1 protein-coding gene is annotated in these 3,228 nt (G+C 74.0%); it reads right to left on the bottom strand.

The features are described from left to right. On the bottom strand, positions 1-3,228 hold a 3,228-nt coding region (locus DQW06_RS23295; RefSeq protein ID WP_157983577.1), incomplete at both ends, for a CDP-glycerol glycerophosphotransferase family protein.

The following is a 3,228-nucleotide window of genomic DNA, read 5'->3' as shown; positions in this document are numbered from 1 at the left end:
ACGAACGAGCGGTAGGCGTCCCCGCTGCGCCGGGCCACCTCGTCGATGTCGAGCAGGGCCTCGACCACCTGGTCGGACTCGGTCAGCAGCGGGCCAGGCGCGGTCTCCTCGAAGTCGAAGTAGAACCCGCGCAGGTTGTCCCGGTAGCTCTCCAGGTCGTAGGTGAAGAAGAGCATCGGCCGCCCGGTGTTGGCGAAGTCGAACATCATCGACGAGTAGTCCGTGACGAGCACGTCGGTGATGAGGAAGAGCTCCATGATCTCCGGGTAGAGGGACACGTCGTGGACGAAGTCCCTGCCCACGATCGGCACGCTGTCCACCACCCGCGGGTGCCTGCGCACCAGGAGCACGTGGTCGTCGCCGAGCTTGTCGTACATCCGGCGCAGGTCCAGGTGCAGGTCCAGCTTGTGCCTGCCGCGCGTGTAGTACTTGTCGTCGCGCCAGGTCGGCGCGTACAGCACCACCTTCCTGCCCTCGGGCAGGCCGAGCCTGCGGCGGGTGCGCTCGGCGACGGCCTCGCGGTCGGGGGCGAAGAAGATGTCGTTGCGCGGGTAGCCGGTCTCCAGCACCTCGCCCTCGAAGCGGAAGGCGCTGCGCAGGATCGGGGTCGCCCACGGGCTCGGCGAGACCAGGTAGTCCCACTGCGCGGTCTCCCAGGCGAGCTTGTCGAAGTAGTCGCGCGACTTGCCGCGGATGTTCTCGACGTCGAAGCCGATGCGCTTGAGCATCGAGCCGTGCCAGGTCTGCACGACCACCTGGTCGGGGTGGCGGTGGAACCACGGGGGCTGGCGGGAGTTGGTGACCAGGTAGCGGGTGCGGGCCAGCGCCTCGTAGTACTCCCGGCCCCGGTGCCGCACGGCGGTCAGGTCGTCGGGCAGGCGCACCTGGCCGTCGGCGACCAGCCACGACATCGGGTACTGCGCCCAGCGCGCCCTCCCCCGCAGCTCCGCGTAGACGCTCTGCGGGCTGTCGGAGTACTGGCGGCCGGTGTAGCTGTCGAAGAGCACGCCCTCGGTGACGGGCTCGCGGCGCCGGGCCGGGTAGTGGCGCTCGCGCAGCTCGCGCTGGGCGAAGGTGCCGCGCTCGGCGGGACGCAGGTCGCTGCCCACCTGGAGCACGGGGACACCGCGCCCCTGGCAGGAGAGGGTGTAGGCGCGCTCGCCGGTCTGCATCTCCAGCGGCAGGCCGGGGATGAGCGCGTCGGAGAACTCCACGCCCACGTCCGTCGCGTCGGCGCCGCCCCCGGCGGCCTCGCTGACCCGGCCCCCCAGCTGGTAGGCGCCCGCGGGCAGGGACAGCTCGCCGGACAGGGTGGGGACGTCGGCGGGGGCGAAGCGGGCCGTGAAGCGGCTGCCGGAGCGCTCCACCCGCAGCGGGTGCTCCTCGTCGCGGCCGCGCGCCCGGGCGACCAGGTCCAGTTCGGCGTCGGCGGAGAACTCCCCCTCCAGCAGCAGGGCGCGGCCCTCCCAGCGGGCGCGGTCGACCACGGGCCGGGCGTGCCCCGCGCGCAGCTTGAGGTGACCGGTCGCGGTGCGCAGCACGGCCAGCTCGCGGTGGCCGTCCTCGGCCGCGTAGGCGGCGGTGGCCGTCTCGTCGGGCAGGATCAGGGCGACGGCCCGCCCGTCCGGGGTCACCAGGTGGACGTCCCACTCCTCCTGGCGGATCACGCCGCCGCACTCGGTGACGCTGCGGTCGAAGAGCTCGTCGGCGCGTACGCGGGCGGTGACGCGGCCGCCGTGGACGGTGGCCGGGTAGGTGAGCGCGGCGGTGCCGGGACGGCGGGTCAGGCGCAGCCCGGTGGCCTCGGCCGCGGGCGCGGACACCAGTTCGCCCTCCAGCTCCAGCACACCGGTGCGGGCGTCGAAGCGGTGCTCGGCCACGCGCGCGCGGGCCGGTTCGACGCTGATCAGCAGCTGGCGGTCCCTGCTCCAGTGCGGGCGCACCCACACGTCCCCCTCGACGCGGTGGTAGCCCGGGCGCTCGGCCGGGCCGGGGACGGGGTTGGCGACGATCCTGCGGCGGGTGATCCCGCGGTTGAGGACGACCAGCTCCAGCTTCCAGTCTCCGGGCTCCCAACCGCCGGAGGAGCGCAGCTTGCGGGGGTCGACGATGACGGTGAAGCCCCCGTGGTCGTGGCGGGCGGCGTCGATGACGTCGGGGAGGCGGTACTCGGCGGCGAGCCGCACCCGCACGGGCACGCGGACACGGCGGCGGGTGGCGGTGTTGACCGCGAAGGCCGCCAGGTGCTGCTGCCATCGTCTGCGGGCGCGCAGGTGGCGGATGCCGACGCGGCCGCTGACGTGCAGGCGCCCGCTCGACCAGCGGACGTCCTCGGTCTTCTGGCGGACCCGGATGTCCTCGCCGAGCCGGTACACCTCGCGCGGCACCGCCCGGTCGGGCTCCTGGGACTCGAAGAAGGGGTAGCTGACGTAGTAGCCCAGGCCGCGCCGCACGACGGTGGCCTTCTTGATCTCGACGCTCTTGGCGAAGGTCGCGACCTCCAGGACGTCGGCCGTGCGCCGCTTGCGTACCAGGTGGTACAGGAGGCGGTCGAGCACGTTGAGGCCGCGCAGGAGGCGCGCGGGCACGTGGTCGAGGTAGGCGTTGACCAAGTCGACGACGGCCTCGCGGGCCTCCTCGTCGGCGTCGTCCAGGCGCAGCAGGAGCTGGTGCAGCTCGCCGCCGAGCAGGGTGCGGTCCCACAGCTCGCGGTCGGCGCTGGCGAGTCCGGCGGCGAGGTCGCCCATCGCGGTGAGGCGCCGGGTGAGCGCGGCCTTGTCCAGGGGCCGGCGGGCGGCCTCGCGTCGGCGCATGAGCAGGACGGGGCCGGGCAGGGTGTCCACGGTCTCCGCGGACAGGGCGGCCCGGCGCAGGCCCAGGTCGGCGTCCTCGGGGTCCAGGGAGTGGTCGGGCAGGGAGTTCCAGAACTCCCTGCGCCAGAGCTTGTTGCCCAGGGTGGCGTCGGCGGCGAGTCCGGGGACGGCGCGGGGGTCCTCGGCCATGCGGTGCCTGCCGCAGTACCTGCGGTGCGCCTTGGACGGGGAGGCGCCCAGCTCGTCGAACCTGTACGCGTTGCCGACGACCAGGTCCGAGCGGGTGTCGCCCGCGCTGCGCAGGAGGTAGGCCAGGGCGTAGCCGGTGAGGGCGTCGGAGCCCTCCAGGAAGAGCAGGTGGGTGCCGTGCGCGGCGGCGGCGCCGCGTGCGCGGGCGGCGGGGCGGTCGGGGGCG

The organism is Nocardiopsis sp. TNDT3, from assembly GCF_003427465.1.
In the GTDB taxonomy this organism is placed as follows: Bacteria; Actinomycetota; Actinomycetes; order Streptosporangiales; family Streptosporangiaceae; genus Nocardiopsis; species Nocardiopsis dassonvillei.
This window is presented reverse-complemented; position numbering and strand designations above follow the sequence as displayed.